Annotated in this window: 5 protein-coding genes; 2 read left to right on the forward strand and 3 right to left on the reverse strand. The window is 42.7% G+C overall.

Annotated elements, in window-relative coordinates:
• On the forward strand, window positions 1–713 hold a 713-nt coding region (locus tag AACX33_RS04200; protein ID WP_227789437.1), incomplete at its 5' end, for an aminotransferase class I/II-fold pyridoxal phosphate-dependent enzyme.
• 65 nt (window positions 714–778) lie between these two features.
• Window positions 779–2233, forward strand: a complete 1455-nt coding sequence (locus AACX33_RS04205; RefSeq protein WP_193998291.1) for a dihydrolipoyl dehydrogenase family protein — start codon at window positions 779–781, stop codon at window positions 2231–2233.
• A gap of 5 nt (window positions 2234–2238) precedes the next feature.
• On the opposite strand, the gene AACX33_RS04210 is transcribed toward AACX33_RS04205, so the two are convergent.
• From AACX33_RS04210 to AACX33_RS04220, 3 genes are all read right to left on the reverse strand, one after another.
• Window positions 2239–2949 (reverse strand): diacylglycerol/polyprenol kinase family protein, encoded by a 711-nt coding sequence (locus AACX33_RS04210; RefSeq protein WP_193998292.1) that lies wholly within the window; start codon window positions 2947–2949, stop codon window positions 2239–2241.
• Between the two features lie 80 nt (window positions 2950–3029).
• A complete protein-coding gene (locus AACX33_RS04215) occupies window positions 3030–4802 on the reverse strand; it encodes a DUF3685 domain-containing protein (protein WP_193998293.1) in 1773 nt (590 codons plus the stop codon).
• Window positions 4803–5103: 301 nt separating this feature from the next.
• Window positions 5104–5553 (reverse strand): Fur family transcriptional regulator, encoded by a 450-nt coding sequence (locus tag AACX33_RS04220; RefSeq protein WP_193998294.1) that lies wholly within the window; start codon window positions 5551–5553, stop codon window positions 5104–5106.
• Between the last annotated feature and the right edge of the window lie 107 nt (window positions 5554–5660).

Genomic DNA, 5660 nt, shown 5'->3' on the forward strand with positions numbered 1-5660 from the left:
GGAGTGGGGAGTGGGGAGTGGGGAGAAATTCTTCTTCGTCTTTCTCATCTGGGTTATCTCCATCGGCAAGTTGTGGATTATTGTTGAATAATCCCCACAACCCTACGGGCAGGTTATTCTCACGAGAGGCAATTTTGCCTTATTTGGAGCAATACGCTTTGGTGGTGGTGGATGAGGCGTTTATGGATTTTGTGCCTCCTGATGAGGAACAAAGCCTGATGGGGGTGGTACAAGAATATGCAAATTTAGTAGTATTGCGATCGCTCACGAAATTTTACAGTCTGCCGGGACTGAGATTAGGATATGCGATCGCACACCCTGACCGTCTTTCTCTATGGCAATCATGGCGAGATCCCTGGCCTGTCAACACCCTGGCGGCGGCCGCAGCAGTTGCAGCAATCCAAGACCAAGAGTTTCAACAGCTGACCTGGAAATGGCTAGCACCGGCACGCAACCAACTCTTTCAAGGTTTAGCCTTAATTCCCGGTTTACAGCCTCTAGAAGGCGCTGCTAACTTCTTACTGGTGAGATCACAAAAATCGACTTTGCAGCTACAAAAAAAATTACTCCAGCATCACCAAATTTTAATTCGTGATTGCGTGAGTTTTAAAGAATTAGGCGATCGCTTTTTCCGAGTTGCTGTCCGTTCCGAGTCTGATAACCAACGCTTATTAACAGCCTTATCTTCAGTGTTGATGACTGATGACGGTTGACAAAGGTTCAACGAAGACGCTTATTTTAATTCGGTCAATGACCAATGACTAATGATTAATGACTAATGACAATTGATTATGACTTAGTAATTATTGGTGGTACTTTAGCCGGACGTTATGCAGCCCTAGCGGCAAGCCAACTCAAGGCGACTGTGGCTTTGGTGGAGTCTCAAGTAAATTATGGATTTAGTCAACACCAGGCTTTGAGCGAAATCGGCAAAATCGTCCATAACATGAATGATGTAGCTGGTTTGGGGATTCACACTATAAACGCTGACCCTGCCGACAAATGTCAAGTATCTGTGGCATGGACAGAAGCCAAAGTGTATACTCAGGGCGTTGTCTCGAATATCCAAGAGCAGAACTCTCCCGCCAATTTAGCCGCCCAGGGTGTGGATGTGATTTTTGGCAGTGGTCAATTTCAATCTTCACCCCATTTAGCCTTTGCGGTGAATGAACGCTTGTTGCGGGGGCGTACTTATTTACTAGCTAGTGGTTCTGTCCTGTGCCATCCAGAAATTGAAGGATTGCAAACCACCGACTACTTAACTTTATCTAATATTTGGCGATCGCTCAAGCAAGCAAGCTTACCTAAAAATTGGGTGATTATTGGCGGTGTTCCCCAAAGCATTGAAGTTGCTCAAACTCTGGCGCGGTTGGGTTGTAGCGTAACTTTGGCAGTCAAATCTGCATCTATTCTGCCCTACGCTGACCCAGAAATAGCCCACCTGCTGCAAGCACAGTTAGAAGTTGATGGTGTGCGTGTCCTCACCGAGAAACCAGTAACTCAAGTCAAACTAATTGAGGGTAAAAAGTGGGTTCAGGCTGGAGATAAGGCAATTGAAACTGATGAGATTTTAGTAGCAACTGGACAGAAACCAAACATTGAGTTGCTCAATTTGGCGGATGTCGGCGTAAAATGGCGGCAGCGTCGCTTGGTTGTGAATGATAAATTACAAACTACAAACCATCGCATTTACGCCTGTGGTGATGTAATTGGTGGTGATGATTTTACCAATGTTGCTCATTATGAAGCGAGAATTGCCGTCAAAAATGCCCTGTTTTTTCCGAGATTTCCAGTTAATTATCGTTGCATTCCTTGGGCGCTAAATTCTCATCCCACCTTGGCGGAAGTGGGTTTGACAGAGGCGCAGGCAAAACGCCAATTTCAACCAAAAGAAGTTTTAGTTTTGCGGCAATATTATAAATCAGTCACAGCAGCCCAACTGCGGGACGAAACTACAGGTATATGTAAATTAATTGTGCTACGCAATGGGGAAATTTTGGGAGCTTCTATATTGGGGGCGGAAGCCGGGGAGTTAATTAATTTAATTGCTTTGGCGATGTCGCAACAAATTCCAGTTAAACAGTTAGCAAATTTATCTTCTGTCTATCCCAGCTTTTCCGAAATTATCGAAAACACAGCCAGAGAGTGGGGTCAGCAAAAGCTGAATAGTAACTCTGCTTTACAAGATTTTTTAGAAGGCTTCTTTCATTTCCGCCGCAATTGGAATTTGTGAACTGCTCACAAACTCTGCAATAGTACCCAAATAGTCCCTGATGCTACCAATGGCACACTAAGATTATCCGTGCCGTGAGGTGAAACAGCCTCAGCTAAGGTGGCAAAAACAGCACTGACTAAAGCCACCAAAAAGGCTTGTTCTTTACCAATAGTGACTGCTAGGGGACTCAGTGATGAACCAGGTAATAACAGCAGCACGAAGAAAATCACCGTCGTACTGACTACCAACATCGCCGCCGAACCTTCCCAAGAACGCACAGAATTTCCTACTTGGTATTTATGCTGTCCAAAGCGCCTACCAATTAAAGCCGCTAGGGCATCTCCCCAAGTCATGGTCATGACTCCAGCCACAGCTATAGAGGAGCTATCTACTGGTGTATTTGGTCGCCACAGTAATCCAAATAGCAGCGTTACAGAAGTAGCAAAATAGATTGTACCGGGTGAGCTGTCCTGAGTGTCCATTGCACCGATGACTCGGTAGCGGTAAAGCAAGTAATTGACTCCAATAAATGTCGCAAAGGGCAGAATACCGATTTCCCAGTGTTGAAACAGCAACATGACCCCAAAAACCCACATCCCAGCACCGATATGAATCACCTTGCGAGTTATATCTGGCTTCACACCAAACAGCCTACGTAGCGCTTCGCCCAGAACAAGCAAACCGATAGCGTAGGTGTAGGAAGCTGCTAACCCAATCAAATCACTATTATTCATAAAAATTGGCAACAGTCTGAAATTTTGAATTTTGTTCGCGCAGCGTCTCCAAAGGAGATATCTTGAATTTTGAATTTCGCTTACTTTGGTCGCTCACCATTGCGCTTAAAGTTCTTTTCTGTTAAAGATACGCTGCCAATTCCTTGCAGAATACCACGACCGATTAAACCTAAACCCCGACCAACTATTTTTGTGAGCAGAAAGACAATACCGCTACCGACAATAGCTAATAAGGATTTTAAACGCGGAGCGATCGCATCTCGAAATTCTAGTGTTAATGTGACTAATAGGGGAATACCCGAAAGTTTTGCTAATTCCTGACCACGGGGAGCATAAAGTGAAGTTTTGGCAATTCCGCGCGGTGCTAAGACAAATAGTTCATAGCTACTTTCAAACATGGCTTTCGGCTCATTGATATATTTGTTTAAACGGTATTTCCATGACAACTCATTGCGAAAGCGTTCTATTTCTCTTGTGGAAATTAATCTGCGGTCATAAAAATTTTGTTTAATTTCTTCCACATCTGCTAAAGAGTTGAGCAGTGGTTGCACTACACCATTGGCTACCTGAATTAATAAATTCTCTAAAATTATTAATGCCTGGGATTTAGCCTCAGCGCTACCGACTGAATAGCAGGTATTATCAATGTGTAAGTCTGTCTGAAATACCAAGTAAGAAAATAACTCTACAACTAAGGGAATTTTCTGAAAAATCTCTGTTTGCACAACTCGATAATTTTGCAGCAATAAATTCACGACTTCTATGTTCTGGTTACCTACTTGCACTCGATAAAATTTACCAAAGAAATCTGTAATTACTGCTTGCCATAAATCATATAATATGCTGTCTTTGATATCTTCTAATTGAGCAGTTGTAATTTGTGGAACACGCAGTTCATCAAGTTTCTGAGCCAGTTTTTGCAGGGTTAAATACAGTAATTCCCGTTTTTTCTCTTCACGAAAGATGTCAATTTCTAAAGCTACATCTGTGACATTTTCTAAAGAAAGTTGTAATTTAGTGACACATAATGAGAATAAATCAGATTGAAGCGATCGCGGACTAAGTAGCGGCGGCGAAGTTTGTTGCTTTTCTAACTCTAATGGCAGCACAATGGCACTACTTAAAGAGGACATTACTAGCGGTTTCTGAGTCGTTGAAATTGATTGTTCTTGTTGTATTTCCTGTGGTGAAACTAATAAGCGAGTCAGTAACCAACGAGCTGCTAACAGTTCTCGTCGTTGTCCAGCGAAAACAGCTCGATCTATTAATGGCAATCCGGGGGTTTGTAATTGTGCCGTAACTTCGGCTAAAGTTGCCTCAATGTAGCCAATTCCTGACAAATACCAATTTTTCCGCACTCTAGCCAGGGGAAGACTCGGTGAGGGGGTGATGGGGTGATTAGAAGTTGCTTCTATGCTTCGCCTTTCAGGAAACCAATAGGAACCATTATCGGCGACTTCTGCCATCGCAGCGACTAATTGAGAAATGGGAGTGCCTTTAGGACAGTAGCCATTAACGCCAACAGCCTGAATTGCTAAGAGTAATCCTGGTTCTTGAACAGAACTCAGGAGCAAAACTGGTAATTTAGGGTATTGGATTTTTAATTGTTGACAGAGTTGTAACCCATGCTGCTGGCTGGAAATGGAGCGACCATTGCCTAATTCTAAAACTACCAAGTTTACTTGGTTGGGATCTTGTTGAGCAAGTTCTGCCAGAATCTGCAAGGCCTCTGTATCTGTTTCTGCTTCTGATACCACTTCGATGTCAGGTAGCGCTGACAATGCTACCCGTAGTCCTAGCCGAAATATCGGGTCTTGGTCAATTAGTAATAATTTTAGGGGTCTGTTGCTCATAGTATCAAAAAATACAGAAGTCCTGTTTCTTCACAGTCACCAAGAGTTTTGATGCTAAACATAGTTCACCCCATTGTCACTTGTTTTCGCCAATTGCAAAATTTCTGTCTTCGGCATTGGTGAGCAGAACACAATCAGAAGGTGACAGCAGATAGAGAGGAATAAAGTCCTTACTACAAACTTTTAATTATTTATGGGTAGGATAAACATTTGGGATTAATGATCATCATCCCGATATTAGGTTAATTGAAGGCTGGGAAGATAAATTGATGATTTGACCGCTAATTCCAATGGTTTAAGACTATGGTTTTTCTGGAGAATTGCGGTAACCAAAAAAGTTAATACTGTATTCTGTAATCCGCACGCCTGTTTTTTGTTCCACTTGACGGATCAATTCTTCTGGTAATTCTATGTGAATATCAAGAAGTTGATTAGTATCAATACAGTTGACGTGACTATGGGAATCACTGATGTTGCCGTATAAACGCCCGTCACAGCGTTCAATACACTCAATGATGCCCTGAGTTGATAAGGCTTCTAAGTTTTGATAAACAGAAGTATGTCCAATGTCTTTACCTTGCTGGCTGAGGCGATCATAAATTTCTCTAGCAGAAAGATGTTCATTGCTTTGCCACAGCAGTTCTAAAATAAAGCGACGCTGGCGGCTGACGCGCATACCTAGCAGTTGACACCGCTCTAGGGCATCTTCTAGGGAACGAATTGGTTTTGTCGATAGCGATTTATTTTGCATAGTTAAATTTGTTAACTATTAAGGGGAGTTTCCCGTTTTAATGTTTATTGGTGATTTTGATATGGCTTTTCTCGCTTGAGTGAGATACAAGAACCCCACCCCCAACC

It is taken from the genome of Nodularia sp. LEGE 04288, assembly GCF_963896525.1.
Classification (GTDB): Bacteria; Cyanobacteriota; Cyanobacteriia; order Cyanobacteriales; family Nostocaceae; genus Nodularia.

Bases quoted from the DNA above. Each gene is read 5' to 3' on its own strand.
- AACX33_RS04205 (WP_193998291.1), top strand. From the start codon at position 779: ATGACAATTGATTATGACTTAGTAATTATTGGTGGTACTTTAGCCGGA.
- AACX33_RS04210 (WP_193998292.1), bottom strand. From the start codon at position 2,949: ATGAATAATAGTGATTTGATTGGGTTAGCAGCTTCCTACACCTACGCT.
- AACX33_RS04215 (WP_193998293.1), bottom strand. From the start codon at position 4,802: ATGAGCAACAGACCCCTAAAATTATTACTAATTGACCAAGACCCGATA.
- AACX33_RS04220 (WP_193998294.1), bottom strand. From the start codon at position 5,553: ATGCAAAATAAATCGCTATCGACAAAACCAATTCGTTCCCTAGAAGAT.